This is a genomic window from Cellulomonas fimi (assembly GCF_028583725.1).
GTDB classification, from domain to species: domain Bacteria; phylum Actinomycetota; class Actinomycetes; order Actinomycetales; family Cellulomonadaceae; genus Cellulomonas; species Cellulomonas fimi_B.
Genome location: NZ_CP110680.1, coordinates 3,313,914 through 3,334,260, shown reverse-complemented (window position 1 = coordinate 3,334,260; position 20,347 = coordinate 3,313,914). Strand labels below are relative to the sequence as shown.

Genomic DNA, 20,347 nt, shown 5'->3' with positions numbered 1-20,347 from the left:
GATTCCCTCGAGTCGACCCCCCGGGAGCGCTCCAGCCCACGCGCGCAGATGTCGCAGACGTCGTCGTACGCGCCGTGCCGCTCCATCACCGTCCCCGGTCGTCTGACCGGGGCCCGGCCGCACCCCGTCCCCGTGGGGTGGGCCACCGACGAGGGGAAGGGTCCTTCGTGACAGACACCATCGATCCCGCCGTGACGACCTCCGGCGGGTCCGCCCGCGCCGGCTCGATCACCGCGCTGCGCCTGCCCGAGCTGCAGGCGCTCGCGTCCGAGCTCGGCGTCAAGGGCACCTCGAAGATGCGCAAGGGCGACCTGGTCGAGGCGATCAACGCCGCCCGTGGGGGCAACCGGTCCCGTGCGCTCGACGAGCCGCGCCGCACCGAGTCGGTCGCCGTGGCCGACGCCCCGCCCGCGCGGGAGCGTCGCCGCCGTGCGCCGCAGGCTGCCGCGCCGGAGGAGACCGCCGCAGCCCCCGCCGCCGAGCGCGAGCCGGCCCGTGAGCAGGGCGACGACCAGCCGCGCGCCGAGCGCGCGCCCCGTGCCGAGCGCGAGCCGCGTGCCGAGCGCGAGTCCCGCGCCGAGCGCGAGCCCCGTGCCGACCGCGAGCCGCGCGGCGACCGCGAGCAGGAGCGCCCGCGCCAGGACGCGCTCGCCGGTCTGGAGGCCGCGCTCGACGCGCGCCTCGCCCCGGCGGAGTCGCGTGACGACCGTGCCGCTCGGGCGACCGACGCCGTGCAGGGCGAGCGCCGCTCGCGCCGCTCCGGCCGGGGCCAGGGGGCCCCGGAGGACCAGCGCCGCGACGACGAGAACCGTCAGCAGGGCGGCCAGCAGCAGGCGCCGCAGGGTCAGGGCCAGCAGGGCCAGGGCCAGCAGGGCGGCAACCGCCAGGGCAACCAGAACCAGAACCGGGACCAGTTCGGTCCGGACGACGACGAGCGCGGCGGTCGCCGCCGTCGTTCGCGCGACCGCTACCGCGACCGGGACCGCAAGGGCCGCCGCGGCCGTGGCGGCCAGCCCGACGTGTCGGGCCTCGACGACATCGAGGTCACCGAGGACGACGTCCTCCTGCCCGTCGCGGGCATCCTCGACGTCCTCGACTCGTACGCGTTCGTCCGGACGTCGGGCTACCTCCCCGGCGCGAACGACGTGTACGTGTCGCTCAACCAGGTGAAGAAGTCCGGCCTGCGCCGCGGCGACGCGATCACCGGTGCCGTCCGCCAGCCCCGCGAGGGCGAGCAGCCGCCGCAGGGCAACCGGCCGAGCAAGTTCAACGCGCTCGTGCGTCTGGACACGGTCAACGGCATGGCGCCCGAGGAGGCGCGCAACCGGGCCGAGTTCACCAAGCTGACGCCGCTCTACCCGCAGGAGCGCCTGCGGCTCGAGACGGAGCCGACGCGCCTGACGCCCCGCGTGATCGACATCGTCGCGCCGATCGGCAAGGGCCAGCGCGGCCTCATCGTCGCGCCGCCCAAGGCCGGCAAGACGATCGTCATGCAGCAGATCGCGAACGCGATCACCGCGAACAACCCCGAGGTCCACCTCATGGTCGTGCTCGTCGACGAGCGCCCCGAGGAGGTCACGGACATGGAGCGGACGGTCAAGGGCGAGGTCATCGCCTCGACGTTCGACCGCCCCGCCTCCGACCACACGATCGTCGCGGAGCTCGCGATCGAGCGGGCCAAGCGCCTGGTCGAGCTCGGCCAGGACGTCGTCGTGCTGCTGGACTCGCTGACCCGTCTGTCGCGCGCCTACAACCTGGCGGCGCCGGCGTCGGGCCGCATCCTGTCCGGTGGTGTCGACGCGTCCGCGCTCTACCCGCCGAAGCGCTTCTTCGGTGCCGCGCGCAACATCGAGAACGGTGGCTCGCTCACCATCCTCGCGTCGGCGCTCGTCGAGACCGGCTCCAAGATGGACGAGGTCATCTTCGAGGAGTTCAAGGGCACCGGGAACATGGAGCTCCGGCTCTCCCGGTCGCTCGCGGACAAGCGGATCTTCCCGGCCGTCGACGTCAACGCGTCGGGCACGCGCCGCGAGGAGATCCTCATGTCGCAGGACGAGCTGAAGATCATCTACAAGCTCCGCCGTGTCATGGGTGCGCTCGACCAGCAGCAGGCGATCGAGCTGCTCATCGGCAAGCTCCGCGAGACCAAGTCGAACGTCGAGTTCCTGCTCCAGGTGCAGAAGACGACGCCCGGCGGTCCGATCGGCGACGGCGAGGTCGGCCGCACGGTCTGACGCCCCGCGCACGACGGCCCCGCGCTCCCGACGAGGGAGGCGGGGCCGTCGTCGTCCGGGGGGCGGCGAGGGGCGGGGAGGTCGCCGCCGACCTGGCGCAGGGTGCGCGGAGGGCGCGGGCCGCGGTCACGCACGCACCTGCTCCGGGGACGGGACGTCGAGGTGCCGGGCGCGGCAGACTGAGCCGTCGGGGCAGCAGGGCGCCGGTCGTCGGTCCGCCCGTGCACGGGACGCCTCGCCGGAGGGGGAGCGCGATGGTCGACGAGGTGCTGGCCGGGCGGGTGCGCGTGCTGGTCGGGGCGCGGGTGCCCGTCGTCGAGCGGCGGATGTTCGGCGGGGTCGCGTTCCTCGTCGGCGGTCACATGGCCGTCGGCGTGAGCGGGCGCCAGGGCGCGGTCATGGTCCGCGTCCCCCCGGACGAGACCGCCCGCCTCCTCGCCGAGCCGGGGACGAAGCCGTTCGAGATGAACGGCAGGCACGCCACCGGCTGGCTGCTCGTCGAGCCCTCGGCCGTCGAGGACGACGCCGATCTCGCGCAGTGGGTCGACGCGGGCGTCGACCACGCGCGCTCGCTCCCGCCGAAGCCCGGCGCGGAGGGCTGACGGCCGTCAGGTCCGCGGCGTGAAGGCGTCGGGCGCGGCGCTCGGGACGCGGTCGCGACCGGGCCAGCGCTGCTGGTAGGTGCGACGCCGGCCGCAGCGGACGCAGGTCGCCGTGCGCAGCGTGGAGGTACCGGGGACAGGGGTCTTGCCGTCGGGGTCGCCGCGGAAGACGTGCAGGCACACCGTCATTGGTGCTCAGCTCCTCGTGAGAGTGCTCGTGCGTCCCATCGTCCCCGGCCCGTCGCGGCGCCGCGCGGGTCTCGCCAGGGGCGACCGGGTCAAATCCACGATGTGAGATTTCCCCGTCGGTGCCGCGTTCACCTGCGACGACGCGACTGCTCCGAACGGGTCGGTCGCCTCCGCCCGCCCGCCCGGGCGGGACGGTGCGCCCGCTGCTAGCGTGCCCGGTATGAACCGGTACGGGTGGGGGCGTCCGGCAGGGGGCGTCATCGGTCTGGTCGTGGCGGCAGCGGCGCTCGTGGCGTGCGCGGCGGGCGAGGAGCCCGCGGACGCGGTCGGCACGTGGGGCGAGGACGCCGAGGGTCAGCCGCAGCTGGTCATCGACGAGGACGGTACGGTCTCGGGCACCGACGGGTGCAACCGCATGACCGGCACGTGGTCCGAGGGCGAGGACCAGGACGTCACGTTCGGCGAGTTCGCGGTCACGCAGATGGCGTGCGAGGGCGTCGACGACTGGCTGTCGTCGGCGACCATGGGCGAGGTCGAGGGCGACGAGCTGGTCCTCTACGACGGCTCGGGCGAGCAGATCGGCACGCTCACCCGGGGGACCTGACGGGCGCGGCGTCCGACGGGGAAGATTTCGAGGGCCGGCGACGTTCTGGCACAATCGACTGTTGGTCTGCGGTTCACCCGTGCGCGCAGCGCGCCGGGACCCGGGGACACCCCAACAAGGAGAAGCCCTGTGAAGTCTGACATCCACCCGGAGTACGTGGTCACCGAGGTCACGTGCACCTGCGGCAACACCTTCGTCACGCGCTCCACCGTGACGAGCGGCAAGATCCACGCCGACGTCTGCAGCGCCTGCCACCCGTTCTACACGGGCAAGCAGAAGATCCTCGACACCGGTGGCCGCGTGGCCCGGTTCGAGGCCCGCTACGGCAAGAAGTCGGCCAACTAGCACCTCCGCAGCGCCGGTGCCCGGCCGCGGACGACTGCCCTCCATGGCAGTGTCCGCACCGGCACCGGCGCTGCTGCTTTGTGCGCCCGACCCCCCGCGCCGGGCACGTCACCGGTCGCCGCAGGAGGAAGCCACCCATGAGCGAGGCGTACGCCGCCGCGCAGCCCCTGCTCGACGAGCACGCGCAGATCGAGGCGCAGCTCGCCGACCCGGCCGTGCACGCCGACGCGGGTCTCGCGCGTCGGCTCGGCCGCCGGTACGCCGAGCTCGGGCGCGTGGCGCAGGCGTACCGCGCCTGGCGTGCGGCCGCCGACGACGCCGAGGCCGCGGCCGAGCTCGCCGAGGTCGACGACGCGTTCGCCGCCGAGCTGCCGGGGCTGCGGGAGGCCGCCCGCACGGCCGAGGCCCGGCTGCGCGACGTGCTGGTCCCGCGCGACCCCGACGACGCGCGCGACGTCATCCTCGAGATCAAGGCCGGCGAGGGCGGGGAGGAGTCCGCGCTGTTCGCGGGCGACCTGCTGCGGATGTACACGCGCTACGCCGAGCGCATGGGCTGGCAGACGCAGGTGCTGGAGTCGACCGAGTCGGACCTCGGCGGCTTCAAGGACGTGCACCTGTCGGTCAAGGCACGCGGCGCCGTCGCCCCCGAGGACGGCGTGTGGGCGCACCTGAAGTACGAGGGCGGCGTGCACCGCGTCCAGCGCGTCCCCGTCACCGAGTCGCAGGGCCGGATCCACACGTCGGCCGCGGGCGTGCTCGTGCTCCCCGAGGCGGAGGACGAGGGCGAGGTCGAGATCGACCCGAACGACCTGCGCATCGACGTCTACCGCTCGTCGGGGCCCGGCGGGCAGTCCGTCAACACGACCGACTCCGCGGTCCGCATCACGCACCTGCCGACCGGCATCGTCGTGTCGATGCAGAACGAGAAGTCCCAGCTGCAGAACCGCGAGCAGGCGATGCGCGTGCTGCGCGCCCGGCTCCTCGCGGCGCGCCAGGAGGAGGCGGCGGCCGCCGCGTCGGAGGCCCGCCGCTCGCAGGTCCGCACCGTCGACCGGTCCGAGCGGATCCGCACCTACAACTTCCCCGAGAACCGGATCGCGGACCACCGCACCGGCTACAAGGCGTACAACCTCGACGCCGTGCTCGGCGGCGACCTCGGTGCCGTCGTGCAGTCCGCGATCGATGCCGACGAGGCCGCGCGGCTCGCGTCGGCCGGTGAGGCGGGGGCGTCGTGACGGGCGCACCGCCCGCGCCGGGCCTGCGGGCGCTCGTCGACGGCGCGACCCGGGTGCTCGCCGAGGCCGGCGTGCCGTCGCCGCGGGTCGACGCGACCGCGCTGGCCGCGCACGCGCTCGGCCTCGACCGCCTCGACCTCGTCCTCGCGCCGCCCGTCCCCGACGGCTTCGCCGAGGCGTACGCGCTGCTCGTCGACCGTCGCCGCCGCCGTGAGCCGCTGCAGCACATCGTCGGCACGACGACGTTCCGCTGGCTGACCCTGCACGTCGAGCCCGGCGTGTTCGTGCCGCGGCCGGAGACGGAGGTCGTCGCGCAGGTCGCCGTCGACGAGGCCGCGCGCCTCGCCGCCACGGGCCCCGCGCCGGTCGTCGTCGACCTGTGCTGCGGCGCGGGCGGGCTCGGGCTCGCCGTCGCCACCGAGGTGCCGGCGAGCCGGGTCGCCGCCGTCGACGCCTCGCCCGCCGCCGTGGCCCTCACCCGCCGCAACGCGGCCGCCGCCGGCGCCGACGTGCGGGTCGAGGCCGGCGACGTGCGCGACCCCGCGGTGCTCGACGACCTCGCCGGGACGGTCGACGTCGTCGTCTCCAACCCGCCGTACATCCCGCCGGACGCCGAGCCGGTCGACCCCGAGGTCCGCGACCACGACCCGGACCTCGCGCTGTACGGCGGCGGCGCCGACGGCCTCGACGTGCCGCGCGCGGTCGTCGACGCGGCGCTGCGGCTGCTGCGGCCGGGCGGGCTCCTCGTCATGGAGCACGCCGAGGTGCAGGACGCCGCCGCGCGCGCGGTCGCCGTCGCGACGGGCGGCTTCGTCGACGTCGCGACCCGGCCCGACCTCACCGGTCGACCCCGCATGCTCGTCGCCCGCCGGACCCCGGCCGGGGGTGCCGCGGACCGTCCCGCGACCTCGGCCCGGGGCGTCCAGGAGGGACAGCCGGACGTGGGAGACTCCCCCTCGTGAGCGAGCGCATCCAGCCGGCGTCCGATCCGTCCACCTGGGGTCCCGCGATCGACGAGGCGGTGGCCGCGGTCTCCCGCGGCGCCCTCGTCGTGCTGCCGACGGACACCGTCTACGGCATCGGTGCCGACGCGTTCACCCCCCGGGCCGTGCAGGCGCTGCTCGACGCCAAGGGCCGCGGCCGGCAGATGCCGCCGCCCGTGCTCATGCCCGACGTCCGCACGCTCGACGGCCTCGCCACCGACGTCCCGGCGGAGGCCCGCGCGCTCGCGGAGGCGTTCTGGCCCGGCGGGCTCACGCTCATCGTGCGCGCCCAGCCGTCGCTCGCGTGGGACCTGGGGGAGACCCACGGCACGGTCGCGCTGCGCGTCCCCGACCACCCGAGCGCCCTCGCGCTGCTGCGCCGGACCGGCCCGATGGCCGTGTCGAGCGCGAACAGGACCGGCTCGCCGGCGGCCGTCACCGCGCAGGACGCGTTCGACCAGCTCGGCGACGCCGTGGCCGTCTACCTCGACGCGGGCGACGCGCCCGGCCAGGTCGCGTCCACGATCGTCGACGCGACCGGCCCGACGCTGCGGCTCGTGCGGGCCGGTGCGCTCACGCTCGAGCAGCTCGCCGAGGTCGCGCCGGTCGAGCCGCCCGCACCGCCCGCGGACGCGGCCCCCGCCGAGCCGCCCGCACCGCCCGCGGAGCCCGGCCCGTGAGGGTCTACCTCCTGGCGCTGTTCGTCGCGGCCGCGGTCACCTTCCTCATGACGCCGCTCGCGCGCTGGTGCGCGCTGCGCTGGGGCGCGATCACCGCCGTCCGCACGCGCGACGTGCACGCGATCCCGACGCCGCGGCTCGGCGGGATGGCGATGTTCGCCGGCATCCTCGTGGCGCTGCTGATCTCGAGCCGGATGCCGTTCCTCGCGGGCGTGTACGACAACCCGCACCCCATCGTCGGCATCGTCGGGGGCGCGGCGCTCGTCGTCGCGCTGGGCGTCGCGGACGACATCTGGGACCTCGACTGGCTGACCAAGCTCATCGGGCAGGTGCTCGCCGCCGGGTTCCTCACCTGGCAGGGCGTCATCCTCTACCAGCTGCCGATCGCCGGCACGACGCTGCTGTCGAACCGCACGTGGGTGGTGCTGACGATCCTCACCGTGGTCGTCGCGATGAACGCGGTGAACTTCGTCGACGGCCTCGACGGGCTGGCGGCGGGCGTGCTCGCGATCGGTGGCGCCGCGTTCTTCCTCTACTCGTACCAGCTCATCGTCGACGTCCGCCGCGACGACTACGCGAGCCTCGCGACGCTCGTGCTGGCCGTCCTGGTCGGCGCCTGCCTGGGCTTCCTGCCGCACAACCTGTACCCGGCGCGCATCTTCATGGGCGACTCCGGGTCGATGCTCCTGGGCTTCGTGATCTCGGCCGCCGCGATCGTCATCACCGGCCAGATCGAGCTCGAGAGCGTCATGGACCGGCAGAAGTTCCCCGCCTACCTGCCGATGCTGCTGCCGTTCGCCGTGCTCCTGCTGCCGCTGCTCGACATGGCGCTCGCCGTGCTGCGCCGCGTCGGCCAGGGCAAGTCGCCGTTCCACCCGGACCGCATGCACCTGCACCACCGGCTGCTCGCGCTCGGCCACTCGCACCGGCGCTCGGTCGCGATCATGTACGTCTGGACGAGCGTCTTCGCGTTCGGCGTCGCCGCGCTCGTCGTCTGGTCGACGACGGCCGTCCTCGTGGCCTTCGGCGTCGGCGTGCTGGTCGCGACGCTCCTCACCCTCGGTCCGCTCCGTGACCGGACCCCCGCCCCACCCCTGGAGACACCGTGACGACCGACCCGGCCGACCGCCCCGACGTCCCCGAGCCCGCCCCGACCACCCCGGCCCGGAAGCCCGGCACCAGCGGCGCCGCGGCGGACGCCGTGTTCCGCACCGCGCTGCGCGACACGCTGCTGCTGCTCGGCGCGCTCACGGTGGTCGGCGTCGGCGTCGGCTGGCTCGTCGCGGGCCTGCCCGGCGTGTGGGGCGCGCTCATCGGCGTCGGGCTCGCGCTCGTCTTCTCGGGGACCACGGTCGTGTCGATGCTCGCGACGTCGCACTCGTCGCCGCAGAAGATGGCGGCGGTCGTCATGGGCGCGTGGCTCGGCAAGGTGATCGTCGTGATCGTCGTCCTGGCGCTCATCCGCGACCTGGACTTCTACTCCAAGGGCGTGCTCGCCGCGGTGCTCGCGGCCGGCGTCCTCGGGTCGGCGTACCTCGACTACCGGGCGGTGTCGCGCGGGCGCGTCCCGTACGTCGAGCCGTCCTCCTGACGCCCGCCCCGGTGCCGTCCCGACGGCGGCCCGGACGCCCCGTCCGACGGTGCTCCGCCGGATGGGTCGAAGGTCCCCCCGAGAGGGCGGACGACGGTGCAGGAGCGCCGGATTCATAGGTTAGGCTTCCTGCCATCCATGACGGCCAGGTGCCGCTCGCATGCCCACGACGACGCGGGCGGGGCGCGACATCACGACCACCAGGAGCTCGCTCTGTCCAGCCTCGCGATGATCGCGCCGTTCGCCACGCACGAGGGCGAGAGCGGCGGATTCCATGCGCCGTCGATCACCGACTTCTTCCCGCCGCCGGTCCTGTTCGAGGGCACGCTCTTCGAGATCAACCGGATCGAGCTCGTCCGGTTCCTCGTGGCGATCGCGCTGGTGGTCGTCATGATCGTCGCCGCGCGCCGCGCCACGCTGGTCCCGGGCCGCTTCCAGAACGTGATCGAGCTGCTGCTCGACTTCGTGCGGGTCAACGTCGCCGAGGAGATCCTCGGCAAGGAGCGGGCGCGCAAGTACGTGCCGCTGCTCACGACGCTGTTCTTCGCGATCCTCGCGTTCAACATCACGGGCATCATCCCCGGCATCAACATCGCCGGGACCGCGCTGATCGGCCTGCCGGTCGTCCTCGCGCTGTGGGTCTACGTCATGTACCTCGGCGCCGGCGTCAAGGCACACGGCGTGGGCGGCTTCCTCAAGGCGAGCCTGTTCCCCCCGGGCGTCCCGGCCTTCATGTACGTGCTGCTGACGCCGATCGAGTTCCTCACGGTCTTCGTGATCCGGCCCGCCACGCTGGCGATCCGACTCATGGCCAACATGGTCGCCGGGCACCTCATGCTGGTGCTCTGCTTCTCGGCCACGCAGTACTTCATCTTCGAGGCCGCGCCCGCCATGAAGGCGTTCGGCGCCCTCACGTTCACCGCGGGCCTCGCGATGACGCTGTTCGAGGCGTTCGTCGCGGCCCTGCAGGCGTACATCTTCGTCGTCCTGACGGCCGTCTACATCAGCCTGTCGGTCGAAGAGGAACACTGACCGTCGTCCCCACCCCCGAGGGCCCCCGCGGTCCTCACCCCACGATCGAGTAGCCGGCCGACCGGCCGGGTACCCAACGGAAGGAACGAGCAACCGTGGCTCTTGCGGACACCAGCACCATCCTCGCGGCGGCGGACGCCGTCTCGGGCAACATCGCGACCGTCGGCTACGGCCTCGCCGTCATCGGCCCCGGTATCGGTCTGGGCATCCTCATCGGCAAGACGATCGAGGGCATCGCCCGCCAGCCCGAGGTCGCCGGCCAGCTGCGCACGACGATGTTCATCGGTATCGGCTTCGTCGAGGTCCTCGGCCTCCTCGGCCTCATCACGGGCTTCCTCTTCCCGTGAGCCTCGCCGCGCTCCCCGCGGCCTTCGTGACGGCCGCGGAAGGGACCGAGGAAGTTCAGGGCATCGACCTGATCATCCCCGCTCCGTACGACATCTTCTGGTCCGCCGTCGTCCTGCTGATCATCGCGATCGCGTTCTACAAGTACGCGCTCCCGACGTTCACCCGGATCCTCGACGAGCGCACCGCGAAGATCGAGGGCGGCCTGGAGAAGGCCGAGCTCGCGCAGGCCGAGGCCGCCGCGGCTCGCGACGAGTACCAGGCGCAGCTCCAGGAGGCTCGCACCGAGGCCGCGCGCATCCGCGAGGAGGCACGCGGCGAGGGCAGCCAGATCGTCGCCGAGGCGCGCACCAAGGCCTCCGAGGAGGCCGCGCGCATCACCGACACGGCGCACCGCCAGATCGAGGCCGAGCGTCAGCAGGCCGCCGTCCAGCTCAAGCAGGACGTCGGGGCACTCGCGACGGAGCTCGCGTCGAAGATCGTCGGCGAGGCCCTGGAGGACGAGGTGCGCCAGTCGCGCGTCGTCGACCGGTTCCTCGACGAGCTCGCCGCCAACACCGCCAGCACGGCGGACGCAGGTAAGGGGAACTGATGCGCGGGACGAGTCGGGCGTCGCTGGCGGCGGCGGAGGAGCGGTGGGAGCCGGTCCTCGACGCTGCCGGTGCGCAGTCGTCGGAGCTCGGCGAGCAGCTGTTCGCCCTGGTCGACGCGCTGGACTCCTCCGGCTCGCTGCGCCGGACGCTGGCGGACCCGTCGATCGACGGTGACGCCAAGGCCGGGCTCGTCGGGCGGCTGCTCGCGGCCGCGGACCCGCGCGTCGTCGAGGCGGCCCAGGGGCTCGTCCGTTCCCGGTGGTCGGCCGACGCGGACCTGACCGACGCGGCCGAGCACCTCGCGTTCCACGCGGTGCTCGCCACGGCCGAGGTCGACGGGTCCCTGGCGCGCGTCGAGGAGGAGCTGTTCCGCTTCTCCCGTGCGCTCGCCGGGCAGCGCGAGGTGCGCCGCACGCTGTTCGACACGACGGTGCCCGCCGCGGCCCGCGCGAAGCTCGTCGAGGACATCCTCGCCGGGCGCACGTCGCCGGTGACCGCGACGCTCGCGAAGCGGCTCGCCGCCGCACCGCGCGGCCGCCGCTACGTGCCGGCGCTCGGCCACCTCTCGGACCTCATCGCGGCCCGCCGGCAGCGGGAGGTCGCGACGGTCTCGACCGCGACGCCGCTGACCGATGCCCAGCGTGACCGGCTCGTCGAGATCCTCGAGCGTGCCTACGGGCACGTCGTGCAGCTCAACGTGGTGCTCGACCCGAACGTGCTCGGTGGCCTGCGTGTGCAGGTCGGCCCTCAGGTCGTGGACGCGACCGTGCTGGCGCGTCTCGCCGACGCCCGACGACGACTTGCCAGCTGACCGGTGCCCGCCCCCGCGAGTGCACCCATGACCTGTGAGACCGCACGCACCGCGTGCGTCCGATGAGGAGAAGGAACAATGGCTGAGCTGACGATCCGGCCGGAGGAGATCCGGGCCGCGCTGGACAGCTTCGTGAAGACGTACGAGCCGACCGGTGCGGTGTCCGAAGAGGTCGGCCGCGTCACGCTCGCCGGCGACGGCATCGCGCAGGTCGAGGGTCTTCCGGGCGCCATGGCGAACGAGCTGCTGCGCTTCGAGGACGGGACGCTCGGCCTCGCGCTGAACCTCGACGTCCGCGAGATCGGTGTCGTCGTCCTCGGCGAGTTCACCGGCATCGAGGAGGGCCAGGAGGTCCGCCGGACCGGCGAGGTGCTCTCGGTGCCCGTCGGCGACGGCTACCTGGGCCGCGTCGTCGACCCGCTCGGCCAGCCGATCGACGGTCTCGGCGAGATCGCGACCGAGGGCCGCCGCGCCCTCGAGCTGCAGGCCCCCGGTGTCATGGCCCGCAAGTCGGTCCACGAGCCGCTGCAGACCGGCATCAAGGCCATCGACTCGATGATCCCGATCGGGCGCGGCCAGCGTCAGCTCATCATCGGCGACCGCCAGACCGGCAAGACGGCCATCGCGATCGACACGATCATCAACCAGAAGGCCAACTGGGACTCGGGCGACGTGACCAAGCAGGTCCGCTGCATCTACGTCGCGATCGGCCAGAAGGGCTCGACGATCGCGTCGGTCCGCGCCGCCCTCGAGGAGGCCGGCGCCCTGGAGTACACGACGATCGTCGCGGCCCCGGCGTCCGACCCGGCGGGCTTCAAGTACCTCGCGCCCTACACCGGCTCGGCCATCGGCCAGCACTGGATGTACGGCGGCAAGCACGTCCTCATCGTGTTCGACGACCTGTCGAAGCAGGCCGAGGCGTACCGCGCCGTGTCGCTGCTGCTGCGCCGCCCGCCGGGCCGCGAGGCGTACCCCGGCGACGTCTTCTACCTGCACTCCCGCCTGCTGGAGCGTTGCGCGAAGCTCTCCGACGAGCTGGGCGCCGGCTCGATGACCGGTCTGCCGATCATCGAGACCAAGGCCAACGACGTCTCGGCGTACATCCCGACGAACGTCATCTCCATCACGGACGGCCAGATCTTCCTCCAGTCCGACCTGTTCAACGCCGACCAGCGTCCCGCGGTCGACGTCGGCATCTCGGTGTCCCGCGTCGGTGGTGCCGCGCAGGTCAAGGCGATGAAGTCGGTCTCCGGCACGCTCAAGCTCGACCTGGCGCAGTTCCGCTCGCTCGAGGCGTTCGCGATGTTCGCGTCCGACCTCGACGCGACGTCCCGCGCCCAGCTCGCGCGTGGTGCGCGTCTGACCGAGCTGCTCAAGCAGGGCCAGTACTCGCCGTTCGCGGTCGAGGACCAGGTCGCGTCGATCTGGGCGGGCACGAAGGGCAAGCTCGACGACGTCCCGGTCGAGGACGTGCGCCGCTTCGAGTCCGAGCTGATCGACCACCTGCGCCGCAACACCGAGGTGCTGACCACGATCGCGTCGACGGGCAAGCTCGACGACGAGACCGAGTCGGCCCTGTCGAGCGCGGTCGACGAGTTCCGCAACGGCTTCCTCAAGGGCGACGGCACGCCGCTCGTCGGCGGGGCGGACGACGCCGAGGACGTCGAGGTCGAGCAGGAGCAGATCGTCCGGCAGAAGAAGGCCTGACATGGCCGGTTCGCAGCGCGTCTACAAGCAGCGGATCAAGTCCACCCAGTCGCTCAAGAAGATGTTCCGGGCGCAGGAGCTGATCGCCGCGTCCCGCATCGGCAAGGCGCGGGACCGCGTGAGCATGGCGTCGCCGTACTCGCGTGCGATCACGCGGGCCGTGTCGGCGGTCGCGACGCACTCCAACGTGTCCCACCCGTTCCTCGTGGAGCGGTCGGACACGAAGCGCGTCGCGGTCCTGCTCATCGCGTCGGACCGCGGCATGGCGGGCGCCTACTCGGCGAGCGTCATCCGTGAGACCGAGCGGCTCATCGCGCGGCTCGAGGGGGAGGGCAAGCAGGTCGCCCTCTACGTCTCGGGTCGTCGCGCGGTGACGTACTACACGTTCCGCGGGCGCGAGCTCGTGGGGCAGTGGTCGGGCCACTCGGACGCGCCCTCCCCGGACGTCGCGCGGGAGATCGCGGACACGCTGCTCGACGCGTTCCGCGCGCCGGCGGACGAGGGCGGCATCGCCGAGGTGCACGTCGTCTACACGCAGTTCGTCAACATGGTGACGCAGCGTCCGCGCGTCGTGCGGATGCTGCCGCTCGAGGTCGTCGAGGGCGTTGCGCCCGCCGACGACAAGGGCGCACTGCCGCTGTACGACTTCGAGCCGAACCCCGAGGTCGTGCTCGACGCGCTGCTGCCGCGCTACGTGCGGTCGCGGATCTTCGCGGCGCTGCTGCAGGCGGCGGCCTCGGAGCTCGCGGCCCGTCAGCGCGCGATGCACACCGCGACGGACAACGCCGAGGACCTCATCCGCACGTACACCCGCCTGGCGAACCAGGCCCGCCAGGGCGAGATCACCCAGGAGATCAGCGAGATCGTGTCGGGCGCCGACGCGCTCGCGTCGGCCTCCTGACCCCGACCGCACGACCCCAGACCATGCCGGAGCGCCGCTCCGGACGAGCGAAGCGAGGCCAGACATGACCGCCACCACCGTCGACGAGACGGCCGCCACCGCCGGCACGCCCGGCGTGGGTCGGGTCGCCCGCGTCATCGGTCCGATCGTGGACATCGAGTTCCCCGCGGACCAGATCCCCGAGCTCTACAACGCGCTGCAGGTCGACATCGACCTGTCGGCCCAGGGCGAGGGCGAGGGCTCGTTCACGATGACGCTCGAGGTCGCCCAGCACCTCGGCGACTCGCTCGTCCGCGCCATCGCGCTCAAGCCGACCGACGGTCTCGTCCGCGGCGCGCAGGTGCGCGACACGGGTGCGCCGATCTCGGTGCCCGTCGGCGACGTCACCAAGGGCAAGGTCTTCAACGTCATCGGCGAGGTGCTCAACGCCGAGCCGGGCGAGAAGATCGAGATCACCGAGCGCTGGCCGATCCACCGCAAGGCGCCGGCGTTCGACCAGCTCGAGTCGAAGACCACGATGTTCGAGACGGGCATCAAGGTCATCGACCTGCTCACGCCGTACGTGCAGGGCGGGAAGATCGGTCTCTTCGGTGGTGCGGGCGTCGGCAAGACGGTCCTCATCCAGGAGATGATCCAGCGCGTCGCCCAGAACCACGGTGGTGTGTCGGTGTTCGCCGGTGTCGGCGAGCGCACGCGTGAGGGCAACGACCTCATCGTCGAGATGGAGGAGGCGGGCGTCTTCGACAAGACGGCCCTCGTCTTCGGCCAGATGGACGAGCCGCCGGGCACGCGTCTGCGCGTCGCCCTGTCGGCGCTGACGATGGCGGAGTACTTCCGTGACGTCGCCAAGCAGGACGTGCTGCTGTTCATCGACAACATCTTCCGCTTCACGCAGGCGGGCTCTGAGGTGTCGACGCTGCTCGGGCGCATGCCGTCCGCGGTGGGCTACCAGCCGAACCTCGCCGACGAGATGGGTCTGCTGCAGGAGCGCATCACCTCGACGCGTGGTCACTCGATCACGTCGCTGCAGGCGATCTACGTCCCCGCGGACGACTACACCGACCCGGCCCCGGCGACGACGTTCGCGCACCTCGACGCGACGACCGAGCTCTCGCGTGAGATCGCGTCGCGCGGTCTGTACCCGGCCGTGGACCCGCTGGCCTCGACGTCGCGCATCCTCGACCCGCGGTACGTGGGCCAGGACCACTACGACGTGGCGACGCGCGTGAAGTCGATCCTCCAGCGCAACAAGGAGCTGCAGGACATCATCGCGATCCTCGGCGTCGACGAGCTGTCCGAGGAGGACAAGACCGTCGTCGCGCGGGCGCGCCGCATCCAGCAGTTCCTCTCGCAGAACACCTACATGGCCGAGAAGTTCACGGGCGTCGAGGGCTCGACGGTCCCGGTGTCCGAGACGGTCGAGGCGTTCAAGAAGATCGCGGACGGCGAGTTCGACCACATCGCCGAGCAGGCGTTCTTCAACATCGGCGGGCTCGAGGACCTCGAGCGCAACTGGGCCCGCATCCAGAAGGAGTACGGCGTCTGAGACCCTCCGCCGCCGCGCCCGGCACTCCGGGCGCGGCGACGGGCGGGTTCTCCGCCGACGGTGCGTCGCAGGGCGCACCGCACCGCATCGAACGTGAAGGAGGAGGTCCGTGGCTGACCTCGAGGTCGACCTCGTCGCGACCGACGGCAAGGTCTGGTCGGGCACCGCTCGTCAGGTGTCGGCGCCGGCTGCCGACGGTGAGATCGGCATCCTCGCCGGCCACACCCCGATCCTGTCGGTGCTCCGTCCCGGCGAGGTCCGGGTCCAGCCTGTCGGCGGCGGTGAGCCGCTGCGCTGGCACGTGGACGGCGGCTTCCTGTCCGTCGACTCCGACACCGTGACCGTCGTCGTCGACACGGTCGCGTCCGGCACCCGACCGGCGTCGGCCGGCGACTCGCACTGAGGTCGATGCGACGGTGAGCCCCGTGGTCGTCGGCCTGCTGATCGGCGCTGTCGCGCTGGTGCTGGCCGTCGTGCTCATGTGGGTCTCCCGGGTGCACACGCTCGAACGGCGCGTGGGCTCGTTCCGCTGCGCCGTCGGCCGCTCGGAGTCCGGGCCGTGGTCGCTGGGCATCGCCCAGTACGGCTCGCAGCGGCTCTACTGGTGGCGGCGCTGGTCGCTCGCGCCCCGCCCGTCGATGCGCTGGGACCGCTCCGGTCTCGCCGTCGTCGAGCGCGTGCAGGGGACGCACCCCAGCGGCGCCGACGCCGTGGTCGTCACGTGCCGGGTGAGCGGCAGGACCGTGCACCTCATGATGGCGCCCGACGCCTACGCCGGGCTCACGTCCTGGATCGAGGCGACCCCGTCCCACGTGGGCTCCGTCATCTGACGGTCCGGCCCTCTCCGGTCCCTCCCGTCCTCTCCCGAAGGTCGTCCATGCGTCTCGTCGTGGCCTCGTGCGCCGCCCGGTACAGCGGCCGGCTCAACGCCCACCTGCCGCGCGCGACGCGGCTGCTCGTCGTCAAGGCCGACGGCAGCGTGCTGCTGCACTCGGACGGCGGCTCGTACAAGCCGCTCAACTGGATGAGCCCGCCGTGCACGCTCGTGGTGGGGGAGCCCGACGACGAGTCGCGCGCCGCGGGCGTCACCGCGGTGTGGACCGTGCAGCACACGAAGTCCGACGACCGCCTCGAGATCGACCTGTTCGAGGTGCTGCACGACTCCGCGCACGACCTCGGGGTGGACCCGGGCCTCGTCAAGGACGGTGTCGAGGCGCACCTGCAGGAGCTGCTCGCGGCGCAGATCCTCCTGCTCGGCGACGGGCACACCCTCGTCCGCCGCGAGTACCCCACGGCGATCGGCCCGGTCGACATCCTCGCGAAGGACCCCTCCGGCGGCAGCGTCGCCGTCGAGATCAAGCGCCGGGGCGACATCGACGGCGTCGAACAGCTCACCCGCTACCTGGAGCTGCTCAACCGCGACCCGTTGCTCGCGCCCGTGCGCGGCGTGTTCGCCGCCCAGGAGATCAAGCCGCAGGCGCGGGTCCTCGCGACCGACCGCGGCATCGCGTGCCTGGTGCTCGACTACGACGCCATGCGCGGCGTCGACGACGTCGACTCGCGCCTGTTCTAGCGCCCGCACCCGCGGCCGGCGCGCGGCCCCCTCGCTCCGTGCGCCTCTCAGAGGCGCCCGGCCGCTGACGGCCGGCGTCGTCGCCTGCCACGTCCGACGAGGACCCGTGTCCCGACGGCCGACAGTGCGGTACGGTGTTGAACACGTTCAGTTGAACATGTTCAAACGAGAGGCGTGAATCCATGGGCGACGCAGGCACGCGCACCGGCGCGGAGCGCGAGGGGCACCCGGAGGCCGCAGCAGGTCCGGAGCACGAGCCGCGCGCGGCGACCGCCGGGCGTGAGGTCCGCGACACACGCGCGCTCGTGCGGGCCACCGCGCTCCGGCTGTTCCGGGAGCGCGGGTACGCGGCGACGACCATGCGGCTCGTCGCCCAGGAGGCCGGCGTCGCGACCGGGAACGCGTACTACCACTTCGCGTCGAAGGACCATCTCGTCCAGGAGCTCTACCTGGACGTGACGCAGGACCACGCGCGGCGCGCCGCGGCGGTGCTCGCGGCGGGCGGCGACCTCCCGACCCGGCTGCGGGGCGTCCTGCACGCCGGGCTCGACGCGTTCGCCGGGTACCACGCGTTCGGCACCGAGTTCGTCGCGGTCGCGATCCGGCCGACGTCGGCCTCGAGCCCGTTCTCGGCCTCGTCCCGCGGCGCGCGCGAGACCAGCGAGGAGGTCTTCCGGCAGGTCGTCGCCGGCGCCGTGCCCGCGGTGCCACGGCACCTGCGCGACGACCTCCCGGAGCTCCTGTGGCTCGCACAGCTCGGCGTCACGCTGTTCTGGGTGCACGACGGGTCGCCGGGGCAGCGACGGACGCGCGCGCTCGTCGACGGTGCCGCGCCGCTCGTCGGCCGGCTCGTCAGCCTGGCGCGGCTGCCCGTCGCGCGGCGCGTCACGGACGACCTCCTGCGCCTCGTGCGCGACGCGATGCGCGTCGACGACGAGGCCGGCGAGGGGGTCACGGGTCGGAGCGCCGCGGGTCCGGACGCTGCCGGGACCGACGTGGCCTGCGACGACACCACCGCCGCCAGCGTCGACCCGACCGCAGGGGGAACGGACACCGCCGCGCGCGACGTGGACGGCGCGCCGGGGCCGGTGCGGCGCACCCGCGGGCGCTCGGCAGACGCCGCGGATCGTGCCCGGAAGGACGACGCGTGAGCGCCGACACGTTGGGCGGGCCGGCGACGGCCGCGGTGCACGTCGTCGTCGGGCTCGGGCTGACGGTCGTCCTGCCGCTCGGGCTGCGCCTGCTCGGGCCGCGCGTCGTCCCACGACCGTCGTCGTCCCTCTGGCCGGTCGCCGGGCTGGCCGCGGCTGTGGCCGTGTGGCTCCCGGTCGGACGCGCCGCGGCGGTGCTCGCGCTGCCGTTCGCCGTGGCGGGTGCGGTGCTCGCGGCGGCGGGCCTCCGGGTCCTGGTGCACCCGCCCGCAGCCTCGGGCTCCCGGGCACGCCGGTGGGCGGTCGCGGCGGCGCTCGTCACCCCGGCCGTCGGTGCGGCAGCGCTCGTCGCCGAGCGTGCGGGCTGGGGCCTGCTGGGCTTCGACGGGCTGTACCTGACGCTCACCGTCCCGCACATGCTGTTCGCGGGGTTCGGTGCGTGTCTCGTCGCGGGCCTGGTGACGGGGGTTGCGCCGGGGCGGGTGGCCGACGCGGCGGCCGTCGCGGTCCCCGTCGGCGTCCTGCTCGTGCTCGCCGGCTACTTCGTGTCGGACGCGGCCGAGCTCGTCGGCGCCGTCGTGCTCACCGGGGCGCTGTGGACCGTCGCCGCCGCGGTGCTGCGCGGGTCGGGCGCGACAGCCCGGCCGGCCCGGGGCGCGTCGTCGGCGCTCGACAGCGAGCCGGGACCGCCGACGTCGGCGGCACGCCTCGCGCGGGCGCTGCTGCGCGTGGGCGCGGTGGCCGTGCTCCTGGGGATGCTGCCCGCGCTGTGGTGGGCCGTGGGGGAGGCGTCCGGGCTCGCGCACCCCGGGCTCGACGCGATGGTCGCGTCGCACGGTGTCGTCAACGCGCTCGGCTTCGTCGTCTGCACCCTGCTCGGCGTCGCGGTGCTCGGGCGGCGGGCGGCGACCGGGCCGACCGGGCCGGACCGGCGGCCGCAGCCGGACCCCCGGGCCGGGTCGACGCAGCCGGACCGTCAGGCCGAGCCGACGCAGCGCGACCAGCCGGACGAGCGCGCCCAGACGGAGGGCGCCCACGTCACGTACGCGGAGGTCGGGGCCACGCTCCGCGGCGAACGCCCTGCAGGCTACCGGCACGCGTCGTGGCGATGGCGCGTCGTCGCCCACGCGAGCGACGACGACGCGGCGGCGCTCGGCGACGACCTGCTCACGTGGCGCGTCCAGCGGGCGGCGGGGGTGCGCGTCGACGCGGACGGACCGGCGCGGACGGGCGCGCGCGTCGTGAGCCGACCAGGTCTCGGACCGGTACGCCTGGCCGCACCGTGCGTCGTGGTGGCCGTCGACCGCGCCGAGTGCCACACCGCGTTCGCCTACGGCACGCTGCCGGGTCACCCGTTCCGCGGCGAGGAGCTGTTCGCCGTCGAGCGGGACGCGGAGGGGACGCTGTGGTTCGTCGTGGAGGCGTTCTCGGCGCCGGACGCGTGGTGGGCCCGGGCAGCGTGGCCGTTCGTCGCGGTGGGCCAGCGCGCGTACGCCCGTGCGCTGGCCGACGCCGCGAGGCGGCTCCACCGCGACCGCACCGCGGGCGACCGGGCGGAGACGGGACGATGAGCGGGAACCCGCGCGGGAGCGCCGACCGGGACCCGTGGGCCGTCGCTGACCTCACCCCAGACGACGGGTACCTGAGCGGCCTGCCGAGGCGCGACGACACCTGGCACGCCGGGGTCGTGCGCGGCCCGGCACGCGTCGCGCTGCTGTGCGTCCTGTGTCTCGTGGCGCTGGCCGTCGCGAACCTCGCGTGGCTCGTGCTGTACGTGGCCGCGACGGCGCTGCGCGCCGCGCCCTCCGGCGGCGCGGGTGACGTGTCCGAGCAGGTCGCCGGGGGGATCCCGATCATGGTCCTCGCCTGGCTCGTCGCGGTCGTGCCGGTCGCGCTCGTGGGCTGGCCGGCCGGGCTCGCGCTCGCATGGGCGCTCCGGCGCCGCGCGCGGGAGGCCGAGCACGTCGTCGCCTTCGCGGTGGTCGGGGGCGTGCTGGCCCTCCTCCTGCTGCGGCCGACGCTCGCCGGCGGCTGGACGGACACCGTGGGCGGTGCGGCGTTCGCCCTCGCCGAGGGTGCGGTCGGCGCGGGCGGCGGGCGCTGGTGGGCGGGGGTCGTCCTGCGTCGCCGGATGCGTCGTGGCGAGCTCCGCGACCGTCCGGCGCGGGTCCTGCCGCAGGCCTGACGCTCCAGGTCGGTGGCGCGGCGCGGGCCGCGCGTGCGGG

The 20,347-nt window shown here is 73.7% G+C and carries 23 protein-coding genes; 22 read left to right on the top strand and 1 reads right to left on the bottom strand.

What is annotated here, in order from left to right; genetic code table 11:
* Positions 1 to 167: 167 nt before the first annotated feature.
* The gene (gene rho / locus OOT42_RS15000) at positions 168 to 2,234 is read left to right on the top strand and encodes a transcription termination factor Rho (protein WP_273651977.1); all 2,067 of its coding nucleotides are present in this window, start codon (positions 168 to 170) and stop codon (positions 2,232 to 2,234) included.
* A gap of 254 nt (positions 2,235 to 2,488) precedes the next feature.
* Entirely contained in the window at positions 2,489 to 2,836 is a 348-nt protein-coding gene (locus OOT42_RS14995; protein WP_273651976.1) for a TfoX/Sxy family protein, read from the top strand.
* A gap of 6 nt (positions 2,837 to 2,842) precedes the next feature.
* Here the strand turns inward: OOT42_RS14995 and OOT42_RS14990 are convergent, their stop codons facing one another.
* Positions 2,843 to 3,025, bottom strand: a complete 183-nt coding sequence (locus OOT42_RS14990; RefSeq protein WP_273651975.1) for a hypothetical protein — start codon at positions 3,023 to 3,025, stop codon at positions 2,843 to 2,845.
* Between the two features lie 220 nt (positions 3,026 to 3,245).
* Between OOT42_RS14990 and OOT42_RS14985 the strand changes: the two genes are divergently transcribed.
* The 20 genes from OOT42_RS14985 (at position 3,246) to OOT42_RS14890 (ending at position 20,307) form a co-directional block, all read left to right on the top strand.
* A complete protein-coding gene (locus OOT42_RS14985; protein ID WP_273651974.1) occupies positions 3,246 to 3,629 on the top strand; it encodes an META domain-containing protein in 384 nt (127 codons plus the stop codon).
* A gap of 129 nt (positions 3,630 to 3,758) precedes the next feature.
* Positions 3,759 to 3,974, top strand: a complete 216-nt coding sequence (gene rpmE, locus OOT42_RS14980; protein WP_273651973.1) for a 50S ribosomal protein L31 — start codon at positions 3,759 to 3,761, stop codon at positions 3,972 to 3,974.
* Positions 3,975 to 4,111: 137 nt separating this feature from the next.
* The gene (prfA, locus tag OOT42_RS14975) at positions 4,112 to 5,209 is read left to right on the top strand and encodes a peptide chain release factor 1 (RefSeq protein WP_273651972.1); all 1,098 of its coding nucleotides are present in this window, start codon (positions 4,112 to 4,114) and stop codon (positions 5,207 to 5,209) included.
* On the top strand, positions 5,206 to 6,171 hold the full coding sequence (prmC, locus tag OOT42_RS14970) for a peptide chain release factor N(5)-glutamine methyltransferase (protein WP_273651971.1): 966 nt from the start codon (positions 5,206 to 5,208) through the stop codon (positions 6,169 to 6,171). Before prfA ends, prmC begins: the two co-directional genes overlap by 4 nt.
* A complete protein-coding gene (locus tag OOT42_RS14965; RefSeq protein WP_273651970.1) occupies positions 6,168 to 6,872 on the top strand; it encodes an L-threonylcarbamoyladenylate synthase in 705 nt (234 codons plus the stop codon). The genes prmC and OOT42_RS14965 overlap by 4 nt, the downstream gene beginning before the upstream one ends.
* Positions 6,869 to 7,981: a glycosyltransferase family 4 protein gene (locus OOT42_RS14960; RefSeq protein ID WP_273651969.1), complete on the top strand. Its 1,113-nt coding sequence runs from the start codon at positions 6,869 to 6,871 to the stop codon at positions 7,979 to 7,981. The genes OOT42_RS14965 and OOT42_RS14960 overlap by 4 nt, the downstream gene beginning before the upstream one ends.
* Positions 7,978 to 8,463: a hypothetical protein gene (locus tag OOT42_RS14955; RefSeq protein ID WP_423775906.1), complete on the top strand. Its 486-nt coding sequence runs from the start codon at positions 7,978 to 7,980 to the stop codon at positions 8,461 to 8,463. The genes OOT42_RS14960 and OOT42_RS14955 overlap by 4 nt, the downstream gene beginning before the upstream one ends.
* Positions 8,464 to 8,691: 228 nt before the next feature.
* Positions 8,692 to 9,495: a F0F1 ATP synthase subunit A gene (atpB, locus tag OOT42_RS14950; RefSeq protein WP_273651968.1), complete on the top strand. Its 804-nt coding sequence runs from the start codon at positions 8,692 to 8,694 to the stop codon at positions 9,493 to 9,495.
* A gap of 95 nt (positions 9,496 to 9,590) precedes the next feature.
* Positions 9,591 to 9,842, top strand: a complete 252-nt coding sequence (gene atpE / locus OOT42_RS14945) for an ATP synthase F0 subunit C (protein WP_013771954.1) — start codon at positions 9,591 to 9,593, stop codon at positions 9,840 to 9,842.
* A complete protein-coding gene (locus OOT42_RS14940) occupies positions 9,839 to 10,432 on the top strand; it encodes a F0F1 ATP synthase subunit B (protein WP_273651967.1) in 594 nt (197 codons plus the stop codon). Before atpE ends, OOT42_RS14940 begins: the two co-directional genes overlap by 4 nt.
* Positions 10,432 to 11,244: a F0F1 ATP synthase subunit delta gene (locus OOT42_RS14935; protein ID WP_273651966.1), complete on the top strand. Its 813-nt coding sequence runs from the start codon at positions 10,432 to 10,434 to the stop codon at positions 11,242 to 11,244. Before OOT42_RS14940 ends, OOT42_RS14935 begins: the two co-directional genes overlap by 1 nt.
* A 78-nt stretch (positions 11,245 to 11,322) precedes the next feature.
* Positions 11,323 to 12,951 (top strand): F0F1 ATP synthase subunit alpha, encoded by a 1,629-nt coding sequence (gene atpA / locus OOT42_RS14930; protein ID WP_273651965.1) that lies wholly within the window; start codon positions 11,323 to 11,325, stop codon positions 12,949 to 12,951.
* 1 nt (position 12,952) lies between these two features.
* On the top strand, positions 12,953 to 13,852 hold the full coding sequence (locus tag OOT42_RS14925) for a F0F1 ATP synthase subunit gamma (RefSeq protein WP_273651964.1): 900 nt from the start codon (positions 12,953 to 12,955) through the stop codon (positions 13,850 to 13,852).
* A gap of 64 nt (positions 13,853 to 13,916) precedes the next feature.
* Positions 13,917 to 15,398, top strand: coding sequence for a F0F1 ATP synthase subunit beta (atpD, locus tag OOT42_RS14920; protein WP_272728983.1), 1,482 nt, complete (start codon positions 13,917 to 13,919; stop codon positions 15,396 to 15,398).
* Positions 15,399 to 15,507: 109 nt separating this feature from the next.
* Positions 15,508 to 15,801, top strand: coding sequence for a F0F1 ATP synthase subunit epsilon (locus OOT42_RS14915; protein WP_273651963.1), 294 nt, complete (start codon positions 15,508 to 15,510; stop codon positions 15,799 to 15,801).
* A gap of 13 nt (positions 15,802 to 15,814) precedes the next feature.
* Positions 15,815 to 16,228, top strand: a complete 414-nt coding sequence (locus OOT42_RS14910; protein ID WP_273651962.1) for a DUF2550 domain-containing protein — start codon at positions 15,815 to 15,817, stop codon at positions 16,226 to 16,228.
* A gap of 47 nt (positions 16,229 to 16,275) precedes the next feature.
* Entirely contained in the window at positions 16,276 to 16,971 is a 696-nt protein-coding gene (gene nucS / locus OOT42_RS14905; RefSeq protein WP_273651961.1) for an endonuclease NucS, read from the top strand.
* 182 nt (positions 16,972 to 17,153) lie between these two features.
* The gene (locus OOT42_RS14900) at positions 17,154 to 18,122 is read left to right on the top strand and encodes a TetR/AcrR family transcriptional regulator (RefSeq protein ID WP_337251875.1); all 969 of its coding nucleotides are present in this window, start codon (positions 17,154 to 17,156) and stop codon (positions 18,120 to 18,122) included.
* Positions 18,119 to 19,693 (top strand): YndJ family transporter, encoded by a 1,575-nt coding sequence (locus OOT42_RS14895; RefSeq protein ID WP_273651960.1) that lies wholly within the window; start codon positions 18,119 to 18,121, stop codon positions 19,691 to 19,693. Before OOT42_RS14900 ends, OOT42_RS14895 begins: the two co-directional genes overlap by 4 nt.
* On the top strand, positions 19,690 to 20,307 hold the full coding sequence (locus tag OOT42_RS14890; protein ID WP_273651959.1) for a hypothetical protein: 618 nt from the start codon (positions 19,690 to 19,692) through the stop codon (positions 20,305 to 20,307). Before OOT42_RS14895 ends, OOT42_RS14890 begins: the two co-directional genes overlap by 4 nt.
* Positions 20,308 to 20,347: the final 40 nt, after the last annotated feature.